The organism is Buttiauxella cochleicola, assembly GCF_021282435.1.
GTDB lineage: Bacteria > Pseudomonadota > Gammaproteobacteria > Enterobacterales > Enterobacteriaceae > Buttiauxella > Buttiauxella massiliensis.
The window spans coordinates 78,053-97,335 of sequence record NZ_JAJSOT010000009.1 but is presented as its reverse complement, the minus strand read 5'-3'; the positions used below and the strand labels follow the sequence as shown (position 1 = coordinate 97,335).

At 50.0% G+C, this 19,283-nt stretch carries 15 protein-coding genes and 4 tRNA genes; 9 read left to right on the top strand and 10 right to left on the bottom strand.

What is annotated here, in order from left to right; translation table 11 throughout:
- Positions 1–133: 133 nt before the first annotated feature.
- Positions 134–1,129, top strand: a complete 996-nt coding sequence (gene kdgT, locus LVQ77_RS18720; protein ID WP_151993271.1) for a 2-keto-3-deoxygluconate transporter — start codon at positions 134–136, stop codon at positions 1,127–1,129.
- A 52-nt stretch (positions 1,130–1,181) separates the two neighbouring features.
- Here kdgT and LVQ77_RS18715 read toward each other — a convergent pair whose 3' ends face one another.
- On the bottom strand, positions 1,182–2,366 hold the full coding sequence (locus LVQ77_RS18715; RefSeq protein ID WP_232905208.1) for an aminotransferase-like domain-containing protein: 1,185 nt from the start codon (positions 2,364–2,366) through the stop codon (positions 1,182–1,184).
- 186 nt (positions 2,367–2,552) lie between these two features.
- Here LVQ77_RS18715 and xni point away from each other — a divergent pair, with 186 nt between their 5' ends.
- Positions 2,553–3,323, top strand: a complete 771-nt coding sequence (xni, locus tag LVQ77_RS18710) for a flap endonuclease Xni (RefSeq protein WP_232905257.1) — start codon at positions 2,553–2,555, stop codon at positions 3,321–3,323.
- 40 nt (positions 3,324–3,363) lie between these two features.
- Here xni and rlmM read toward each other — a convergent pair whose 3' ends face one another.
- The 4 genes from rlmM to LVQ77_RS18690 all read right to left on the bottom strand — a co-directional run bounded on the left by rlmM (position 3,364) and on the right by LVQ77_RS18690 (position 6,415).
- Positions 3,364–4,464: a 23S rRNA (cytidine(2498)-2'-O)-methyltransferase RlmM gene (rlmM, locus tag LVQ77_RS18705; RefSeq protein WP_151993269.1), complete on the bottom strand. Its 1,101-nt coding sequence runs from the start codon at positions 4,462–4,464 to the stop codon at positions 3,364–3,366.
- The gene (locus LVQ77_RS18700; RefSeq protein ID WP_034457526.1) at positions 4,457–4,852 is read right to left on the bottom strand and encodes a DUF423 domain-containing protein; all 396 of its coding nucleotides are present in this window, start codon (positions 4,850–4,852) and stop codon (positions 4,457–4,459) included. The genes rlmM and LVQ77_RS18700 overlap by 8 nt, the downstream gene beginning before the upstream one ends.
- Positions 4,853–4,901: 49 nt before the next feature.
- Positions 4,902–5,819: a glycine cleavage system transcriptional regulator GcvA gene (gcvA, locus tag LVQ77_RS18695; protein WP_034457527.1), complete on the bottom strand. Its 918-nt coding sequence runs from the start codon at positions 5,817–5,819 to the stop codon at positions 4,902–4,904.
- 368 nt (positions 5,820–6,187) lie between these two features.
- Positions 6,188–6,415, bottom strand: a complete 228-nt coding sequence (locus LVQ77_RS18690) for a YgdI/YgdR family lipoprotein (protein WP_034457528.1) — start codon at positions 6,413–6,415, stop codon at positions 6,188–6,190.
- Positions 6,416–6,607: 192 nt separating this feature from the next.
- On the opposite strand from LVQ77_RS18690, the gene csdA reads away from it, so the two are divergent.
- Both csdA and csdE read left to right on the top strand, forming a co-directional pair.
- Positions 6,608–7,813 (top strand): cysteine desulfurase CsdA, encoded by a 1,206-nt coding sequence (gene csdA, locus LVQ77_RS18685; RefSeq protein WP_232905207.1) that lies wholly within the window; start codon positions 6,608–6,610, stop codon positions 7,811–7,813.
- Positions 7,814–8,254 carry a cysteine desulfurase sulfur acceptor subunit CsdE gene (gene csdE / locus LVQ77_RS18680; RefSeq protein WP_151993266.1) on the top strand — a complete coding sequence of 147 codons (441 nt, stop codon included), beginning with the start codon at positions 7,814–7,816 and terminating at the stop codon, positions 8,252–8,254. It abuts the gene before it with no gap.
- Here the strand turns inward: csdE and tcdA are convergent.
- Both tcdA and mltA read right to left on the bottom strand, forming a co-directional pair.
- Positions 8,245–9,054: a tRNA cyclic N6-threonylcarbamoyladenosine(37) synthase TcdA gene (gene tcdA / locus LVQ77_RS18675; protein WP_232905206.1), complete on the bottom strand. Its 810-nt coding sequence runs from the start codon at positions 9,052–9,054 to the stop codon at positions 8,245–8,247. The genes csdE and tcdA overlap by 10 nt on opposite strands.
- Positions 9,055–9,073: 19 nt before the next feature.
- Positions 9,074–10,174: a murein transglycosylase A gene (gene mltA, locus LVQ77_RS18670; RefSeq protein ID WP_232865748.1), complete on the bottom strand. Its 1,101-nt coding sequence runs from the start codon at positions 10,172–10,174 to the stop codon at positions 9,074–9,076.
- Between the two features lie 232 nt (positions 10,175–10,406).
- Between mltA and LVQ77_RS18665 the strand changes: the two genes are divergently transcribed.
- From LVQ77_RS18665 to LVQ77_RS18650, 4 genes are all read left to right on the top strand, one after another.
- Positions 10,407–10,483, top strand: a tRNA-Met gene (locus LVQ77_RS18665).
- A 62-nt stretch (positions 10,484–10,545) separates the two neighbouring features.
- Positions 10,546–10,622, top strand: a tRNA-Met gene (locus tag LVQ77_RS18660).
- A gap of 62 nt (positions 10,623–10,684) precedes the next feature.
- A tRNA-Met gene (locus tag LVQ77_RS18655) sits at positions 10,685–10,761 on the top strand.
- Positions 10,762–10,822: 61 nt separating this feature from the next.
- A tRNA-Met gene (locus LVQ77_RS18650) sits at positions 10,823–10,899 on the top strand.
- A gap of 119 nt (positions 10,900–11,018) precedes the next feature.
- Here LVQ77_RS18650 and amiC read toward each other — a convergent pair.
- Positions 11,019–12,275, bottom strand: a complete 1,257-nt coding sequence (gene amiC, locus LVQ77_RS18645; RefSeq protein WP_151993263.1) for an N-acetylmuramoyl-L-alanine amidase AmiC — start codon at positions 12,273–12,275, stop codon at positions 11,019–11,021.
- Between the two features lie 233 nt (positions 12,276–12,508).
- On the opposite strand from amiC, the gene argA reads away from it, so the two are divergent.
- Positions 12,509–13,840: an amino-acid N-acetyltransferase gene (gene argA / locus LVQ77_RS18640; RefSeq protein ID WP_064513409.1), complete on the top strand. Its 1,332-nt coding sequence runs from the start codon at positions 12,509–12,511 to the stop codon at positions 13,838–13,840.
- A 24-nt stretch (positions 13,841–13,864) separates the two neighbouring features.
- On the opposite strand, the gene recD is transcribed toward argA, so the two are convergent.
- Together recD and recB are read right to left on the bottom strand one after the other, a co-directional pair.
- The gene (recD, locus tag LVQ77_RS18635) at positions 13,865–15,700 is read right to left on the bottom strand and encodes an exodeoxyribonuclease V subunit alpha (protein WP_232905205.1); all 1,836 of its coding nucleotides are present in this window, start codon (positions 15,698–15,700) and stop codon (positions 13,865–13,867) included.
- On the bottom strand, positions 15,697–19,239 hold the full coding sequence (recB, locus tag LVQ77_RS18630) for an exodeoxyribonuclease V subunit beta (RefSeq protein WP_232905204.1): 3,543 nt from the start codon (positions 19,237–19,239) through the stop codon (positions 15,697–15,699). Before recB ends, recD begins: the two co-directional genes overlap by 4 nt.
- Positions 19,240–19,283: the final 44 nt, after the last annotated feature.

The following is a 19,283-nucleotide window of genomic DNA, read 5'->3' as shown; positions in this document are numbered from 1 at the left end:
GCCACCAAGAGCAAAGAACAACGCTGACCAGAAAAGAACAAATCCAGGGAAAACAATGGGTTTCAACCGCTTACTGTTACGTAATTCTTTCGTTTGCACGCTGTAATGAACGAAGGAATGATGAGGAATTACCATGAAGATTAAAGCTACCATTGAACGCATTCCTGGTGGAATGATGTTGGTTCCATTGATACTTGGAGCTATTTTAAATACTTTCGCTCCAGATACTGGCGCCTATTTTGGTTCATTTACTAAAGGGATGATAAGCGGCACCGTTCCAATTCTGGCGGTCTGGTTCTTCTGTATTGGTGCTTCAATTGATCTTCGTGCAACGGGTACCGTTCTTCGCAAGTCTGGCACCCTGGTACTGACCAAAATTGCGGTTGCCTGGGTTGTGGCTATGATTGCCGCTTCCTTTATTCCCGAAGGTGGTATTCAGACGGGTATGTTTGCCGGTTTGTCCGTTCTGGCCCTCGTTTCTGCGATGGACATGACCAACGGTGGCCTGTATGCGAGCCTGATGAACCAGTACGGTACTAAAGAAGAGTCAGGTGCATTCGTTCTAATGTCTCTGGAATCTGGCCCACTGATGACCATGGTGATTCTGGGATCCGCAGGTCTGGCTTCATTTGAACCTCACCACTTTATCGGTGCCGTGCTGCCATTCCTGATTGGTTTTGCGTTGGGTAACCTTGACCACGATTTCCGTGCATTCTTCAGCAAAGCAACGCCAGTACTGATTCCGTTCTTCGGCTTTGCACTAGGTAACACCATCAACCTGACCGTGATTATGCACACCGGCCTGCTAGGTGTGATGTTGGGTGTCGCGGTAATCATTATCACCGGTATTCCACTGATTCTTGCTGATAAATACATTGGTGGCGGCAACGGTACAGCAGGTATTGCAGCATCTTCCGCAGCAGGGGCAGCGGTGGCGAACCCGGTTATCATTGCGCAAATCAACCCGGCATTTGAGCCAGTAGCCGCGTCAGCAACAGCCCTGGTTGCTGCGAGTGTGATTGTGACGGCAATTCTGGTGCCAATCATTACCGCGCTCTATTCAAGGCGTATGGGCGGCAAAGTCGCTAAAAAGAGCGAAACAGATGATGTGGTTGAGCTTTCACATTAATAGTTAAAACACTTAATACAAAAATGGAGCCTTTCGGCTCCATTTTTTCATCTTACAGCGCAGATTTAAGTCGCTGAACTGCATCATAAAGCTGATCTTCAGTGGCAGTTGCGTAAGAGAAACGCAGAGTTTTCTTGTCGGCGTTATCGCTAAAGAAGAACTCACCAGGTACATACACGACACCTTTTTCCAGGGTCTGCTGTAACCAACGAGTAGTGTCAAATTCGTAGCGGAAAGCGGCCCACAAGAACATCCCGCCCTGCGGCTGATTGAAGGTGATGTGCTCGCCGAGTTCCTGTTGTAAAAACGCCGACAAGCTCAGGCACTTCTTCTTATACGCTTCACGAATAAGTTCGATTTGCGGATTCAGGCGATCAAGTGTCAGATACGCCGACACCAGTGATTGTGTAAATGAGTTAGCGTGCAAATCTGTGGTTTGTTTAATGATGGCCACTTTTTGCTTCATCCATTCTGGCAAAACAATCCAACCTACGCGCAACCCTGGCGCCAGAATTTTAGAAAATGTTGAGGTATACACCACGTTTTCTCTGCTGCCACGTTCAGTAGCCACTTGCAGCAAGGTTTTTTCACGTGTGTCTGAGAAACTAATCGCCCCGTACGGATCATCTTCAACAATGACAAAATGGTGCTCTTCTGCCAGTTTGACCAGTTTTTCACGGCGGCTGGCACTGAGTGTTGTGCCGCTTGGGTTACCAAATGTCGGAACGATGTAGACACCTTTAATGCGTGTTGTCTTCAGCAACTCTTCCAGCTCATCGACGATCATACCGTGCTCGTCGCTGCCCACTGATTTCACATTGGCTTCATTGAGGCTGAGGATTTGCAGCGTCGCCAGGTAAGTTGGGCGCTCAACAACAAACACATCTCCCGGATTCACCAGCGCACGCATCAGCAAATCCAATGCTTGCTGCGAACCAGAAGTGATCAGAAGTTGATCAGGAGTAGTGGTAATGCCGCGTTCCTGGCACAATCCAACTAGCTGATGACGTAATTCAACATTGCCTTCAGTCAAACCATATTGGAAAGCATCGTTAAAATTCTCAGCGACCACTTTTTGAGTCGCGACACCCAGCCCTTCGGTATCAAACAATTCGCTGGAAGGAATGCCTCCGGCGAGCGAAATCACGCCAGGCATTTTGCTGTGCTTCAATAATTCTCTGATTGCTGACGGTTGTAGAGCCTGAATACGATGTGCGAGTTGTGAACTATTACTCATGTTGTTGTCTCTGGTTTTTCTATTTATTTAAAATATACATAGCAACCTAACTAGTTAGCAATGCATTTTCAGATCACTAAATACGACTTTTATTGCGAGCCGCTTTCCTGATTGCGCTTCCCGAATTCGCGGTCACTCTACAGAAATGTTAGTGTGTACAAAGCAAATGTCGAAAGCGAAATATCCATGATGATTCATTTACTTATCGTTGACTCCCTGAACCTGATACGTCGTATTCATGCGGTCCAGGGATCACCCTGCGTTGAAACTTGTCTGCATGCCCTTGATGCGCTGATAACACACAGTCAGCCTACGCATGCTGTCGCCGTATTTGACGACGAAGACCGCCGTGAAGGTTGGCGACATCAGGTCTTGCCTGACTATAAAGCGGGGCGCGCGCCAATGCCAGATACCTTGCACCAGGAAATGCCACTCTTGCGTGAAGCCTTCGCTAAAAGAGGTGTAGCTTGTTGGCATTCCCATGGAAATGAAGCAGATGACCTGGCAGCAACTCTTGCAGTAAAAGTAGCAGCCGGTGGGCATCGCGCCACCATCGTTTCGACCGATAAAGGCTTTTGCCAACTGTTAGCTCCCACTATTCAAATCCGTGATTATTTTCAAAAGCGTTGGTTAGATGCGCCTTTTATTGCACAGGAATATGGCGTTCAACCTGAACAGCTGGCTGATTTTTGGGGACTTGCAGGGATAAGCAGCAGCAAAATTTCCGGCGTTCCGGGCATTGGACCGAAAAGTGCCACGCAGTTAATCAATCAATTTTCCACACTGGAAGGGCTGTACGAAAGGCTGGATGAAGTACCTGAGAAATGGCGCAAGAAATTAGAGCAGCATCGGGAAATAGCGTTTATTAGCCGCCAGGTTGCACAGCTACAGACGGATTTGGTGCTTGATGGGAATTTGCAGCAGTTACGCTTGCCGGGTGGAACACCTTCACCCTAGCCCTCTCCATGAGGAGAAGGTTGGGATGAGGGTAAGTTAATTATCTTTCGTCGCGACGACCACCGACAGCCGCCCACATACGGCGCACATGCACGGTCACTTCTTCACGGTCGTGGTACAACTGGCGAGCCTGGATCTCAGCGCTGATACCATGTTCTGCCAGTTTTTCATGAATCAATGCCAGGTTTTGCGACACTTCTTCATAACGTTTCTTCATTGGCAGCTTGAGGTTGAAAATGGTTTCACGGCACCAGCCATTAATTAACCATGTAGCCATCAGATTCGCCACTTTCGCCGGTTTCTCAACCATGTCACAAACCATCCAGGAGATGTTGTTGCGGCTTGGCTTATATTTGAAACCATCTTCCTGCAACCAGGTCACCTGCCCTGTGTCCATCAGGCTTTGTGCCATTGGGCCGTTGTCGACTGAACAAACCCACATGTTGCGCTGCGTTAACTGGTAAGTCCAACCGCCTGGACAGGCCCCCAAGTCAACGGCATGCATCCCGTTTGCCAGACGCTCATCCCATTCATCAGCCGGAATGAAAGTATGGAAAGCTTCTTCCAGTTTCAAGGTTGAACGGCTTGGTGCCTCAGAAGGCAATTTCAGACGTTGGATGCCCATATAGAAAGGCGAGTTATTGTTGCTATAGGAATAGCCGGTATAACAACAGCCTGGCGCGATAAAGAACACATGCACAACCGGGCGTTTTGGCGTTTCGTAATTGGTGAGAATCCCCGCTTCACGCAGGCTTGCACGTAACGGCACCGTCAACTTGCGGCAGAACTTCATCAGTTCTTTGCTTTCATTGGTGTCGGCAACTTCAACGCGCAGATCGCCACCTTTTTCTACGACACCGGTCAGCATTCCTGTGATTGGCGTAATACGATCTTCGGTTGGAAGATCTTTAAGCAGTTCACCGGCAACAATCATCTGGCGAGCAAAGATCAAATCTTTAAACGGCAGCTCACGGGCTAGCTTATCGGCATCATCTTGCTGATAACATTCGTAAATAACATAACCGCTGTTTTCTTTAACACGCGCAAAACCAAAAATGTCGCGTTGACTGGCTTTATCGGTAATTTCTGCCGCACACTCTTTCTCAAAGCCTTGTCGGCAATACAAAATAACTTTATTCATGGCTTACGCCCCTACGTTTCAGGCGCATTGCACCAATCAACATCAATATCCAACCGGCCAGAAAACTGATTCCACCGACGGGGGTAACAAACGCCCAAAGGCGTAAATGAGACAGCGCCAGACAATAAAGGCTGCCGCTAAATAGAACTGTACCGAGCGCCATAAATACGCTGCTCCAGTAAAACCAGATGCTGATCCGACGCTGCATAGCAACCGCCAGACCAAAAATCGCTAATGTGTGAAAAGCCTGATATTCAAGGCCGGTTTGAATCCAACCCATCTCCACAACACCAAGCGTTTTGCTCAAAACGTGAGCCCCGAAGGCTCCGAGAGCAACAAAGACAAAACCGCTAATTGCGGTAAAAATCAGCATGAAACGGCTGGTCATGGTGTAACCCTAAAGTAAGGCGTAGCGGCATGGCTACGCGATGGTTTGCTTATTGATCGTAGCGAAAACGGAATTTTTCTTGTTCGCTCGCTGTTTTCGCCAGAATCCACTGCCTGAAGGCCGCTATTTTACCCAGTTCTGCCTGGCTGTCATGACAAACAAGATAAAACGCGTTTTTACTCACCAGAACATCATTGAATGGGCAAACTAAACGCCCCGCTTCAAGCTCTGATTGCGCCATAACATTATTCGCCAGCGCAATACCTTGCCCGTGAATAGCAGCCTGGAGCACCATTGCACTGTGGCTGAAAATGGGGCCTTGCTGCACATTAATATGGCTTACGCCTAATTGCCGAGTATAGGTCTGCCAGTCACGACGAGAAGCATCATGCAGCAAAGTATGATGGGCTAAATCTTCAGGAGTTTTGATTGGTTTATCGCCCGTTAACAGCAAAGGCGAGCAGACCGGCAGCAAGTATTCTGCATAAAGCTTTTCCACTCTCAAACCCGGCCAGTTTCCACGCCCGTAAAAAATCGCGACGTCGACATCATCAGAAAGTTTATCTTCCTGACGGTCAACAGCCTGAATTCGTACGTCGATTCCCGGATAAGCTGTATTAAAGCTAGTTAGGCGTGGCACAAGCCAGTGAATGGCAAAACTTGGCAGTAAACTGACCGTTAACGCACCTTTAGCGCTACGCGCCTGAAGCTTACGCGTTGCTTCTGTCAGTTGCGAAAATATCTCTTTGATGTCCAGATAGTAACTCTGCCCCTCTTCTGTCAGCAACAAAGAGCGGTTACGACGGCGGAACAGCTTAAGGCCCAGAAAATCCTCCAGAGACTTAATCTGGTGGCTCACGGCGGCCTGTGTCACGAATAATTCATCGGCCGCTTTAGTAAAACTCAGGTGACGAGCAGCGGCGTCAAATACACGTAAGGCATTTAAAGGTGGCAAACGCTTGGACATAGTTGATTGGCTTAAATGTTAAAGTCTATTAACAAACAGGTGAACTTAGTTAACCTATTAGTTTTTTTTATCTGAGCCATTATAAATTGTCCGTTGAGGATGCACCAGCAAATACCTATAGTGGCGTCACTTCCTGAGCCGGAACGAAAAGTTATCTGAAATGCGTGTTTCGGAGGGCTTTTGGCTTACGGTTGTGATGTTGTGTTGTTGTGTTTGCAATTGGTCTGGCATTCCAGACCCCGGTAGCTAAGCTACCCCTTTTTCACTTCCTGTACATTTACCCTGTCTGTCCATAGTGATTAATGTAGCACCGCAAATTGCGGTGCTTTTTTTTGCCTGTAATTTGAGCAAAAGTTTGAGTAAAAAGATTACTGATCCAGTTCAACCATCTCTTTCACATCAGTACGATTAATCTGCTGCTTGTTACCGTTGGCATCTTTATACGAAATCATCCCGGTTTCATCATCAGTTTTCGGTTTGCCATCGGACACAATGGTACGGCCATCGTTTGTGTGCATTACGTAATTCGGGCTAGAACATCCTGAAAGACCAAAAGCCATAACACCTACAAATACTGCTGCGGCTGCCTTGTTCATATTCTTCTCCTTAGTAGCGTTTAATGCTGATTAACTCTAAAAAATAAAGTAGGTGAAATACTCACCTAACATTAATTAGCATAACCCTCTTTCACGAGCTTGCCAGTTTATGCAGATTATTCCGAAGGCATTGATCCCTTGTGTGATTACAGCAAATGCGCCACGATCTACGGATTGGATACGAGGAAAATCATGAAAACTTTTAATCCTGCCCAGTTTCGCAGCCAGTTTCCGGCACTGGCAGATGCGGGGGTCTATCTCGATAGCGCCGCAACCACACTTAAACCTCTCGCCGTTATTGAAGCGACCGAACAGTTTTATAGCCTTAGCGCCGGTAATGTTCACCGCAGCCAGTTCGCGGCAGCACAGCGTCTTACAGAACGCTATGAAGCGGCTCGCGACAGCGTAGCGACTCTACTCACCGCGCCTTCCGGCAAAGATATCGTCTGGACTCGTGGCACTACCGAAGCAATCAACCTGGTAGCGCAGTGTTATGCACGCCCTCGCCTGCAACCAGGTGACGAAATTATTGTTAGCGAAGCCGAACACCACGCTAACTTTGTGCCGTGGTTAATGGTCGCTGAGCAAACTGGCGCGAAGGTCATTAAGCTGCCGCTGGGCAAAGATTACCTCGCTGATTTAAGCAAACTGCCAGAATTGCTTAACGAGCGGACTAAAATTCTGGCATTAGGCCAGATGTCGAATGTGACGGGCGGCTGCCCGGATCTGGTTAAAGCCATAACTGCGGCTCATGCCGCAGGCGCGGTTGTAATGGTTGATGGCGCGCAAGGGGTGGTGCACTGCCCACCTGACGTACAAGCGTTAGATATCGATTTTTATGCCTTCTCCGCCCATAAGCTTTATGGCCCAACCGGCATCGGTGCGCTATACGGTAAAAACGAGCTGTTAGAAGAAATGTCGCCATGGCTTGGCGGCGGCAAGATGATTACGCACGTCTCGTTTGAAGGGTTTAAAACGCAACCCGTGCCGTATCGCTTTGAAGCAGGTACGCCAAACGTCGCGGGTGTGATTGGCCTGAGCGCCGCTCTTGAGTGGCTGGAAAGCGTTGATTTGCAGGAGGCTGAAGCATATAGCCGTGGGCTTGCAACACTCGCTGAAGCGCAGCTGGCTACGCGCCCAGGTTTTCGCAGTTTCCGCTGCCAGGATTCAAGCTTGCTGGCGTTCGATTTCGCGGGCGTTCACCACAACGATATGGTCACGCTGCTGGCAGAATCTGGTATTTCGCTGCGTGCCGGTCAACACTGTGCACAGCCGCTGCTCGCCGCATTAGGGGTAAGCGGAACTCTGCGCGCCTCTTTTGCGCCATATAATACGCAAAGCGATGTGGATGCGCTGGTCAAAGCCATCGACAATGCCCTGGAAATTTTGGTGGATTAAATGACAAGTGGATTCCTGGCAGGTCACCCTTTTGGCACCTCAATCACAGCTGACAACCTACGAGCCACATTTGCTCCATTGCAGCAGTGGGAAGATAAATACCGCCAGCTAATCCTGCTAGGGAAACAGCTTCCAGCACTCCCGGCTGATTTAAAGTGCGAAAATATCGAGATCGCTGGCTGCGAAAACCGCGTCTGGTTGGGTCACAACCTTCAGGCAAATGGCACTCTGCATTTCTATGGGGACAGCGAAGGGCGAATTGTTCGAGGTTTGCTGGCGGTGTTACTCACCGCCATTGAAGGGAAAACGGCTGAACAATTGCTGAATGAAGATCCGCTTGCTCTGTTTGATGATCTTGGCCTGCGCAACCAGTTAAGTGCTTCACGCAGCAGCGGGCTTGCGTCATTAGCGCAAGCCGTGCGCGTTGTGGCTCAGGCCTGATTACGCGCCGCTTTTGCCATCATTTTCTTTAATACATGGGACACCGCCACGAAACCAAAGCTGGCGGTGACCATGGTTGCCGCACCAAAACCGGATGCACAATCCATGCGTTTCGGCCCATCAGCGGTACTTTTCATAGCGCAGACGGAACCATCAGCCTGCGGGTAAACCAGCGCTTCGGTGGAAAACACGCAATCAATTCCAAGCTTTCCTTTGCTGTTCTTCACCACGCCAAAAGCACTTTTTAATCTTTCACGCAGTTTTGCCGCCAATGGATCCTGAATCGTTTTCGCAAGATCTGTTACCTGGATCTGCGTTGGATCGATTTGCCCACCAGCCCCACCAGTAGTCACCAACGGGATCTTGTAACGACGACAATAAGCTATCAAAGCGGCTTTTGGGCGCACACTATCAATAGCATCAATCACATAGCTAAAGCCCTGGCTGAGCAATTGCTCGGTATTTTCGGCAGTAATAAAGTCATCCACCACTGTCACACGGCATTCCGGGTTAATTTCTCGGATACGAGCAGCCATCACTTCTGCCTTGGACTGCCCTACCGTAGCTCGCAAAGCGTGAATCTGACGGTTAGTGTTCGTCACACAAACATCGTCCATGTCGATAAGCGTAATTGCACCGATACCGGTACGAGCCAGTGCTTCTGCAGCCCATGAGCCCACGCCGCCAATGCCAATCACACAAACATGTGCATCAGCAAATAGTTGCAGAGCATCGCGACCATATAAACGAGCTGTGCCGCCAAAGCGTTGCAGCCAGGCATCGGTTAAAACAACAGACATTACGTTACCCTCGGAAATATTAACCATTAAATACCGTGCCACTGGCCCCTGGCGCGTTTTTCAACACCCAAACACGGCCATAATGGTTGTACCAACCCGCACGGTGACCGGCATCAGCCCCAATCCCCTGGTAGATATCAAAGTGCTGCCCTTTAATCGCACCGCCAACATCCAGCGCAACCATGACACGCAGTTCATATTGCCCGCTGAATTTGCCGTTATTATCCAGTAACGGGACTTCAGCCAGAATAGTGGTGCCCGCAGGAATAATAGAACGGTCAGATGCAACTGATGCGCGACCAATTAACGGCACAGCACTCGCCCCTTTCACTGGCGCGAAGCTTGCTGGTTTAAAGAAGACGAATGATGGGTTTTGCTCAAGCAGCTCCTGCACTTGCGCCGGGCTGTGAGTTTCTCCCCAGTGGCGAATCGCCTGCATCGACATATCTTCTTTCTTTACTTCACCACGGTCGATAAGCACCTTACCGATACTGCGGTAGGCATGGCCGTTCTTACCTGAATAGCCAAAGAAGGTTAATGGCTGGCCGTCACCGAAATCGATATAGCCGCTGCCCTGCACATCCATAATGAAGTTATCCATTAAGGAGTTGCTGTAAGCAATAATGTAGCTGTCACTCAGTGCACCACTGTAGATCTCAGCGCGGGACGGTAAGCGCCCACGCTTTGGTGGCATACGGTAGATAGGATACTGGAACTCGCCCTGGCGGGTATAACGCGCTTGCACCACTGGCGTGTAATAACCCGTGAATTGCACGTTACCGTAGTTGTCCGCACCTTCCATCTGCCAGGCATCGATACCGTACTGGCTCAGCTTGCTGGTGTCACCACCGGCACGTAACCACTGCTGCACGGCACCGTAAACATCGCTCTTGCTATTATAGAGACGAGGAGACGCAGAACGGATCTGGTTAACTTGTTCAGCAAAGTCGCCACCGTTAATTGGTGCACCCACCGCATCGGGGCGGTTTACGAGTGAAAAAGGCTGAGAAAACTTCCCGTCTTTATATTGCTGGCCTTTATCTGTCGGTTTTGAGGAACAGCCCGCCAGAATGGCAACCATCACCCCAGTTACAATGTACTTCGTCCAACGTCCTATCATTACTTCCTCGCCCTGATTATATTTCGCGCCTGGCCCGGGTTACTTCAAGATGCAGCCACGGGAAGATAGCAAACACGCCGCAAGAATTAAACGTGTTGGACCCCACGCAGACCAGATGTGTTCACTATCTGTACTTAAAGTAAATTATTATCAGCTACATGTGACAAATCGGGCATTTATTAAAAAAAAGGTTGCATCAAAAGCCGGGCAGAGTATAGTGCGCTTCCACGGACGCGGGGTGGAGCAGCCTGGTAGCTCGTCGGGCTCATAACCCGAAGGTCGTCAGTTCAAATCTGGCCCCCGCAACCAATTAAAAAGTCGCTGAGTTTAGCGCGGTGGTGAAAACCATTAGCAGTAAGTAGTTATACGGACGCGGGGTGGAGCAGCCTGGTAGCTCGTCGGGCTCATAACCCGAAGGTCGTCAGTTCAAATCTGGCCCCCGCAACCAACTACAAAGTCGCTGAGTTTAGCGCGGTGGTGAAAGCCATTAGCAGTAAATAGTTATACGGACGCGGGGTGGAGCAGCCTGGTAGCTCGTCGGGCTCATAACCCGAAGGTCGTCAGTTCAAATCTGGCCCCCGCAACCAACTAAGTCGCTGAGTTTCGCGCAATGATGAAAGTCATTTGGGTACTAAAGAAGTTTACGGACGCGGGGTGGAGCAGCCTGGTAGCTCGTCGGGCTCATAACCCGAAGGTCGTCAGTTCAAATCTGGCCCCCGCAACCAATATTAAAAGCACTCTCAGGAGTGCTTTTTTTGTATCTGAAATTCGCTCACACAGTTCTACTATCCCCTAAATAATCCGAGCGCAGCCAACACAGCTGCGGTTCGAAGTATAACGGGGATTAGCCGAGCCGCGCTAATCGCGCACTATCCGCAAAATAAGCCTTTATGCCTGCCAGAATAGACTCGGCCACTTCCTGCTGGAATGTCGCGGTGCGCAACTTTCGCTCTTCCTCAACGTTACTCAGAAACGCAGTCTCCACCAGAATGGATGGAATATCCGGGGCTTTCAGCACTGCAAACCCAGCCTGATCGACGCTGTTCTTATGCAGTTTGTTCACTTTCCCTAACCGGGCCAGCACTTCTTTGCCGAACTTAAGGCTATCGTTGATAGTCAACGACTGCACCATATCGAACATCGTATGGTCGAGATAACGATCCCCACTCTTACTGACGCCACCGATTAAGTCGGCGGCATTCTGCGTTTGTGCGAGGAATTTTGCGGCGGTACTGGTCGCGCCTTTGGTGGAAAGCGCAAAAACGGAGGATCCGCGAGCAGCCCCCGTGGTAAACGCATCGGCATGAATAGAAACAAACAGATCGGCACGCTGCTTCTGTGCCTTCGCTACCCTGACTTTTAACGGGATAAACACATCCTCATTGCGGGTCATGTAGGCTTTCATATTCGCTTCTTTATCAATCAGCGCTTTCAGGCGGCGAGCAATCTGCAGCACAATATCTTTTTCGCGCGTTTTGTTCGGCCCAATCGCACCGGGATCTTCCCCGCCGTGGCCAGGATCTAGCATGATAACAATCGGCCGGTCACGCCCGGCTTTACCCGGCTGTGGCCCTTGTTCTGGTGACGGCGGCTTGTCTTTATCCAGCTTGCCGTTGTTGTAATCTTCCAGCAATGCCAACAGCGGATCTTGCTCGCTATTCATATTCGCCGGATACAAATCCATCACCAGGCGCTCTTTAAATTCAGCCACCGGGGCAAGTCCAAACAGATGTGGTGTGACGTTCTGTTTGAGTTCAAAAACCATGCGTACGGTATGCGGGTCAAACTGCCCGACACGCGCAGATTTGATGAAGGGATCGTCAGCACGAATCTGGCCACCGATTCCTTTCAATACTGAATTTAAATTCACACCTTCAATGTCGACAACGACTCGATCGGGGTTACTAAGAGCGAACTGCTTATACTTAAGCTCCTTGTTCGATTCCAGCGTGACACGAGTGTAAGACGAAGCAGGCCAGACACGCACCGCCACAACCAGGCTTGAGGCAGCAAAGCCAACCTGGCTAACACTTAGCAGCCACATAGCGCCTGCTCCCTGGAGCAACCGGCGCCGAGTTATTAATGGACTGGAATCAGACATAGCTCTCCTGAGCGGTGTATTTCCGGGAATCAAATATTCAGTTTTATTTTTGAGCCGAAAACTTTAACGAAACAGGCACGGGCTGTCACTCATTAAAGGGTAAACATTCGCAATCAAGCACCTGGCAGGATGAATGCAGAAATATCCGCTTTGTGGAAATTGCCGCTTGCACCGAAGGCAATAAAAGAATAAAAATACATAAATTACGAATAATCATGCAATGAGGTCTGGCCGTGGTGAAGGAACGTAGAACCGAACTGGTACAGGGATTCCGCCATTCTGTTCCCTATATAAATGCCCATCGGGGAAAAACGTTTGTCATTATGCTTGGCGGCGAAGCCATCGAACACGAGAACTTTTCGAGTATCGTTAATGATATTGGGCTGCTGCACAGCCTGGGGATTCGTCTGGTGGTGGTGTATGGCGCCCGCCCACAGATTGATGCCAATTTAGCTTCGCATAATCATGAGCCTATCTACCACAAACACACGCGTGTCACCGATGCAAAAACGCTGGAGCTTGTTAAGCAAGCGGCCGGTTTATTGCAGCTGGATATTACCGCGCGTTTGTCCATGAGTCTTGGCAACACGCCTTTGCAGGGCGCACATATCAACGTGGTCAGCGGTAACTTTATTATTGCGCAACCATTGGGTGTGGATGATGGCGTGGATTATTGCCACAGCGGGCGCGTACGTCGTATCGACGAAGAGGCCATTCACCGTCAGCTTGATAACGGTGCGATTGTTTTGATGGGACCAGTGGCGGTTTCTGTAACAGGTGAAAGCTTCAACCTCACATCTGAAGAGATTGCTACCCAGCTGGCCGTGAAACTGAAAGCCGAAAAAATGATTGGCTTCTGCTCTTCTCAGGGCGTTATTGACGACAACGGCAATATCGTTTCCGAACTGTTCCCGAACGATGCGCAAAAACGTATTGAAGAACTGGAAGAAGCCGGTGATTACCACTCTGGCACCGTGCGTTTCTTACGGGGTGCTTTGAAAGCCTGCCGTAGCGGTGTGCGTCGTAGCCATTTAATTAGTTATCAGGAAGATGGTGCGTTATTGCAGGAGTTATTCTCACGCGACGGGATCGGTACACAAATTGTTATGGAGAGTGCGGAGCAAATTCGTCGCGCCACCATTAACGATATCGGCGGTATTCTGGAGTTGATTCGCCCCCTGGAACAGCAAGGGATTCTGGTGCGTCGTTCGCGTGAGCAACTGGAAATGGAGATCGACAAATTCACTATTATCCAGCGTGACAATCTGACTATCGCCTGTGCAGCACTCTATCCATTCCTGGAGGAAGGAATTGGCGAAATGGCCTGCGTAGCAGTTCACCCGGACTATCGTAGCTCGTCACGCGGTGAAGTGTTGCTACAACGCATTGCCACACAAGCCCGGCAAATGGGTCTAAGCAAGTTGTTCGTGCTGACAACCCGTAGTATTCACTGGTTCCAGGAACGTGGTTTTATGCCGGTCGATGTTGAGCTGCTGCCAGAAAGTAAAAAAGAGATGTACAACTATCAACGCCGTTCGAAAGTGCTGATGGCGGATTTAGCATAACCAACAAGCTAGCCCTTTCCAGGGCTAGCTAAAACTCTCCATCAATCCGCTGCGTCTTTCCGTCTTTGTCACAATGGCCTTTTCCAGCACCCGATCATCGGCATACAAAGATAACCTACTTCGAGCACGAGTAATCGCGGTATAGACCAGTTCACGTGTAACCACAGCGGTATACTGATTTGGCAGAACAAGGGCTGCGTGCTCAAATTCCGAACCCTGGGATTTGTGCACCGTCATAGCATAGGCGGTGTCATGTCCCGGTAAACGGCTCGGCTGCACTGATTTTATTGTGCCATCCGGCATCGGGAACCAGACGCGTAGCCCCTCGCCTCTATCTAACGCGATACCAATATCACCATTGAATAAGCCTAACGAACTGTCGTTACGCGAAATCATAATTGGCCTGCCGTTGTACCATCTTGAAGCAGCCTGATTTGGTCGCTCAATGAGCCTTTTTTGAATCAGCGCAAGTTCTATTCTGTTATTCAGGCCACTGACGCCAAACGGGCCATCACGCAATGCACATAACAGCTGATAACGCCCAAAAGCGTCAATAATAGCTGTAGGCTCTGCGTGATTACGTATTAATTCCAGATACGGCCGATACCCATCCACTGCATCAGCAATCATCAACGCGTAGTCTTCAGTTTCGCGCAGTGGCTGCTTTGCGATATCGCCAAAACCTTTAGCAAACACCGCTTTAGCCTGTTTCACATCGCTTGCATTAACAGCATAGGCCAACTGCCCAATCCCTGATTTGCTATCAAAACGGTAGCTTTTTTGCAGCAGACAAAGCCCGTCTCGCAGCACGCTAGCTTCGATTCCTTCACCTGTCGCCAGTGAGTAACCCGTCAGTCGACTTAATTCGGCCGCACGAACAGGAGAATATCCGTGTGTAACATAATGGCAAATATCCCCGAGCACCGCCCCCGCTTCCACCGATGCCAGTTGATCGCGGTCGCCTAAGAAAATGATCCGCGCATGTGCTGGCAACGCATGAATCAGCTTTGCCATCATTGGCAAATCCACCATCGAGGCTTCATCCACCACCAGCACATCAAGATGCAATGGGTTTCCTGCGTGATAGCGCAGACGTTGGCTGTTAGGTTGTGCCCCCAATAAGCGGTGCAAGGTACAAGCATCGCTTGGCAACGAGGCTTTTTGCGCATCATCCAACGGCAAACGCCGTAGAGCGGAACCTAAGGATTCGGTTAAACGTGCAGCGGCTTTACCCGTTGGAGCCGCCAGCTGGATACGCAAAGGTTTTGCGTCAGACAACTGAACCAGTGCTGCGAGCAATTTGGCCACCGTAGTGGTTTTCCCAGTTCCTGGCCCACCAGAAATAACTGAAATGCGTCGTGTCAGTGCCACGGCGGCGGCAACCTTTTGCCAGTCGTTATCAGCTGTTGGCTCAAAGAGTTGATTTAGTACACGGATAATCTGCGTTTCATCAAGTGGGATTGCGCAGTTCTCTTCACCAAAAAATCGCGCGACAGACTGTTCGTTTTGCCACATCCGGTTGAGGTACAAGCGCTCGCCAATTAATTTCAGCGGTGTCGCCCCTTCATGCTCACTTACCGCATCAGATGTCAGTAGCAGCTCGCGCCAGTTGGCTTTGGTACCAACCAGAGCGAAAAGTTGCTCAGCAAAATCAGGTTGCCGCCCGGCAAAACAGAACTCTGGCTTTAAGCGCGAAAGCGGGATACACACATGACCTTCACCTGCATCGTGACTGACAAGTGCCGCTGCCAGCATGACTGCGGGCTGCTCGTCACTGGCAATCATCATGGCGAATTGCGCATCCAATGCGCGCAACAATTTTTGCTCGACCGCCTGCTGTAGCAACGCAGACATTTTCATGGCGTAACCTCGTCCGTTTGCCCGGCAAACAATGCGTCCATCTGCTCAATTAATTGCACAGAAGGGCGTGTGGTAAATATTCCCTGTGACGAGCCATTGCTTTCAACCCCGCGCAAAAATAGATAAATAACACCACCAAAATGCCTTTGGTAATCGTAGTCAGGCATACGGTGGCGCAAATAGCGGTGCAGTGCCAATGTATATAACTGATATTGCAGGTCGTAACGATGGGATTGCATCGCACCCGCCATCGCTTCCTGGGTATAGGCACTGCTGTCTTCACCCAGCCAGTTGGATTTGTAATCCAGCAGGTAGTAACGCCCTTGCCAGCGGAAAACCAGGTCGATAAACCCTTTCAGCATGCCACGCACCTGTTTGAAGTTTAACGGTGGGCAACCTGCTGATAACGAGTCATGTCCACGTACCAATCTGTCCAAATGTGCAGCCTGCAAATCACTTTCAATGGGTAGATAAAACTCTAGTTCGACCTGTTTTTCCTGAGGAGATAATTGGTTAAGCGAGACGCCCGAATCATTTAACGATGCCTGTAAAATTGTCTGCAGCCATTCAGTGACAATCGGCTGCCACTCTTCAGCAAAACCTTGCTCTGTGAGTTGCTTTGCAACCCACACATCGTCAATCGGCTGAGTAAAATCAATGCCTTCAAATAAGCTATGCAAAAATGTGCCCGGCCCGGCCCCACGCGGGAAGGTGTGTGGAGTTAGTGATGGCTCACTTTGCACTGGCGCTACACCTGCAGCATCCACATCTAATCTGGGTAATAGATCCAGCATCTGGCTACTGCCATGTTGCTGCAAACCGGAGTAACTGGTTACACGCCAGTTATCAGCAACCTGCCTTTTCATCACTCTGGCACTCAGTTCCGGGAGTGCGGCACTGACAGGCTGCCACGGGGTGTAGTCTTCCGAGTGAGGTTCTTCGACGCTAATCGACTCACTGACCAGTTCCTGCAAACATGCCTGTAAACTGGCCGCATCTTTCGCTTCACCTTTTTGCAGAAGATACCCCAGCGCCCCAAGATGTAGATCGCTGGTCCCTTTTTTGGCACGATTCCCCTTAAACAATGGGGCGACACCAAGACTGCAATGCCAGATAGATCGCGTCAAAGCGACATACAGCAAGCGTAAATCCTCCGCCAGTCGCTCTTCTTCCGCAAGGCTAAGACTCTCCTCATCGTCGCTTAAATCCAGCAGCGGTGAGAATGTTGAACGGTCGTGGTACAGACCACTGTTTTGCGCCCGATAGTTGGCGATGAATGGCAACCAGACCAACGGATACTCAAGCCCTTTTGATTTATGGATAGTGACAACCTGAACCAAATGCCTGTCGCTTTCGAGGCGTAGTTGTTGGCTAAACGCGTTGCTGTCAGGTTCAGCGACCTGTTGTGCCAACCATCGAACCAGAGCATGTTCACTGTCAGTTTGCGCCGCTTCTTCTTGTAGCAATTCGCTGATGTGTAAAATGTCGGTAAGACGCCTTTCACCTCCCGGCGTTGCTAACAAATTTTCAGCAATCTGGCGATGCGCAATAAGCGCTCGCAACATCGGCATTACGCCCCGGCGTAACCAAATTTGTCGATATTCTGAAAACTCTTCAACCAACTGATCCCAGGCATTTTCATCGTTATTCAGCGCCTCAATCATTTGGGCATCAAGGCCAAGCATACTAGTCGCAACAGCACTTCTCAGTGCTGTTTCAATTTCAGGAGCCAGGACAGCCTGCAGAATCCACAAAATCTCTCGCGCTTCAGGCGTTGCAAAAACCGAGTCACGATTTGAAAGGTAAACAGAGGGGATATTTAGCGCGCTCAAAGCCTCGCGAACAATTGAAGCTTCACCGCGACTACGAACCAAAATAGTGATGTCTGATGACTGTACCGGGCGAGATGCCTCACCTTTCCACAATAGAGCCTCACCGCGCTGCCCGGCACTCAGCCAGTCACGAATCTGCTGCGCACACTGCATGGCCATGATTTGTTGGTAATCACTCACACCGCAACCGTCACCCGACTGCGCCCAGAGCGACATCGCCGGCTGGTTCTTCCCTTTCATGGTAAAACGCAGGCCGCTGTTCTTCGCCGCGGCTTTCACTGCCATGAACGGAATTTGCTCGAATAAGAAGGGATTATCCAGTTGTTGGAACAGCGTATTTACGCTGCTTATCATTGCAGGTGATGAGCGCCAGTTAGTATCCAACGTGTAGTGGGCACTTACCTCATGACGAGCTTTCATGTAGGTAAAGATATCTGCCCCACGGAAAGCGTAAATGGCTTGTTTTGGGTCACCGATAAGCAACAGCGCCGTATCGGGCTGATTGATATATAAGCGCCTGAAAATGCGGTATTGCTGAGGGTCGGTATCCTGGAATTCATCTATCATCGCAGCAGGGAAACGGCCACGAATGGCGGCTGCAAGGGCATCACCACCCGGCTTATGCAGAGCTTCATCAAGACGCGTCAGCATATCGTCAAACCCGAGTTCGCCACGGCGAAGCTTTTCCTGCTGAACGGTATAGCGGATTTCAGCCATAGCACGAGCGATAACTAAATCACGCAGTGTTAATGGCTCACCCAATAAATCGTTAATCGCTCTGAAAACAGGATGCTGCGGCGGTTGGCCTTCTTTGGTTTTCTCGTCGAGCATCGACTGAGAGAAACGCTCAAGTTGGTCAGGCAATTTATAGGTAGTGGTTTCTGTCTGCGCCCATGCGCCAACAATGTTCAGCCAGTTAGGTAAGTTTTTGCTGCTGTAACTGCGGCGGTCTATCTTCGCCACACTCAGGAGTTGCGCAATTTCATCCGCGCAGGCACACCATTGTGCTTTCACATCTTCAATAGCGTTAATTATTTTCTGATGCCGTGCGAGTAGCGTTTCATCATCAGCTGGCGGCTGTTTAAGTACCGGCTGTTCACCTTGCAACCAGCTGTTTATGTCTCTGAGAAGTTCTTCCGGGCCAGCCCACTCCTCTGCCATAACCTGCGCGACCGGTTTAGGAAGCGGGTAACAATGGCGACGCCAGAAATCAGCACAGGCATTACGGCGCAGCCGTGACTCATCTTCAATGAGTTGTTGCTCAAACAGCATGCCTGATTCGAATGCATTCAGGCTAAGCATTCGCTGGCAAAAACCATGGATAGTGAAAATGGCCGCTTCGTCCATTTGCTGTTCTGCAAGGCGTAAAACTTGGGCAGCCTGATGAAGATCTGGAATTTCAGCCAGCAGGTTTTGGAACAATGGATTGTCAGTGCGATTGCGTACACAGGCGATACGCAACTCATGAATATTGGCGCGAATACGGCCGCGGAGCTCTTCGGTCGCAGCCTGAGTAAAGGTAACGACCAATAATTCTTCAACGGAGAGTGGCCGGGGATGGGCATTTTGCCCACCCAGGCCAAGCAGCAAACGCAAATAGAGTGCCGCAATGGTAAATGTCTTTCCGGTACCGGCAGAGGCTTCAATCAGCCGCTCCCCCGTCAGAGGTAAACTAAGAGGGTCAAGCGGCTGAGCGATTCCGGTCATTATTATACCCATTGTCTTTCAAGTTGCAGGTGCCGTGGCCGCCA

What these genes read in the sequence shown, in the direction of transcription:
- kdgT (WP_151993271.1), top strand. Translation starts at nt 134, where the DNA reads ATGAAGATTAAAGCTACCATTGAACGCATTCCTGGTGGAATGATGTTG.
- LVQ77_RS18715 (WP_232905208.1), bottom strand. Translation starts at nt 2,366, where the DNA reads ATGAGTAATAGTTCACAACTCGCACATCGTATTCAGGCTCTACAACCG.
- xni (WP_232905257.1), top strand. Translation starts at nt 2,553, where the DNA reads ATGATGATTCATTTACTTATCGTTGACTCCCTGAACCTGATACGTCGT.
- rlmM (WP_151993269.1), bottom strand. Translation starts at nt 4,464, where the DNA reads ATGAATAAAGTTATTTTGTATTGCCGACAAGGCTTTGAGAAAGAGTGT.
- LVQ77_RS18700 (WP_034457526.1), bottom strand. Translation starts at nt 4,852, where the DNA reads ATGACCAGCCGTTTCATGCTGATTTTTACCGCAATTAGCGGTTTTGTC.
- gcvA (WP_034457527.1), bottom strand. Translation starts at nt 5,819, where the DNA reads ATGTCCAAGCGTTTGCCACCTTTAAATGCCTTACGTGTATTTGACGCC.
- LVQ77_RS18690 (WP_034457528.1), bottom strand. Translation starts at nt 6,415, where the DNA reads ATGAACAAGGCAGCCGCAGCAGTATTTGTAGGTGTTATGGCTTTTGGT.
- csdA (WP_232905207.1), top strand. Translation starts at nt 6,608, where the DNA reads ATGAAAACTTTTAATCCTGCCCAGTTTCGCAGCCAGTTTCCGGCACTG.
- csdE (WP_151993266.1), top strand. Translation starts at nt 7,814, where the DNA reads ATGACAAGTGGATTCCTGGCAGGTCACCCTTTTGGCACCTCAATCACA.
- tcdA (WP_232905206.1), bottom strand. Translation starts at nt 9,054, where the DNA reads ATGTCTGTTGTTTTAACCGATGCCTGGCTGCAACGCTTTGGCGGCACA.
- mltA (WP_232865748.1), bottom strand. Translation starts at nt 10,174, where the DNA reads ATGATAGGACGTTGGACGAAGTACATTGTAACTGGGGTGATGGTTGCC.
- amiC (WP_151993263.1), bottom strand. Translation starts at nt 12,275, where the DNA reads ATGTCTGATTCCAGTCCATTAATAACTCGGCGCCGGTTGCTCCAGGGA.
- recD (WP_232905205.1), bottom strand. Translation starts at nt 15,700, where the DNA reads ATGAAAATGTCTGCGTTGCTACAGCAGGCGGTCGAGCAAAAATTGTTG.
- recB (WP_232905204.1), bottom strand. Translation starts at nt 19,239, where the DNA reads ATGACCGGAATCGCTCAGCCGCTTGACCCTCTTAGTTTACCTCTGACG.